General features: G+C 59.1%; 1 protein-coding gene. It reads left to right on the top strand.

Annotation, left to right across the window (positions count from 1 at the left end; all coding sequences use genetic code 11):
• The coding region (locus tag SB822_RS56510) for a recombinase family protein (protein WP_410859028.1) at positions 1-281 on the top strand (281 nt) is incomplete at both ends.

The following is a 281-nucleotide window of genomic DNA, read 5'->3' as shown; positions in this document are numbered from 1 at the left end:
GCGATGCTGGAGAGCTATTGCGCCGCGAAGGGGTGGCGCTGCGAGGTCATCAAGGATCTCGGTAGCGGCATGAACTACCACAAGAAGGGCCTCAACCGCCTGCTCGAAATGATTCTGCGCAAGCAGGTGAAGCGCCTCGTCATCACGCACAAGGATCGGCTCCTGCGCTTCGGCTCCGAATTGGTGTTCGCGATGTGCGCGGCTCAGAACATCGAAATCGTCATCATCCACAAGGGCGATCAGCCCTCGTTCGAGGAAGAACTCGCCAAGGACGTGCTGGA

Source organism: Paraburkholderia sp. SIMBA_054 (genome assembly GCF_046534875.1).
Lineage (GTDB): Bacteria > Pseudomonadota > Gammaproteobacteria > Burkholderiales > Burkholderiaceae > Paraburkholderia > Paraburkholderia hospita.
This window is presented reverse-complemented; position numbering and strand designations above follow the sequence as displayed.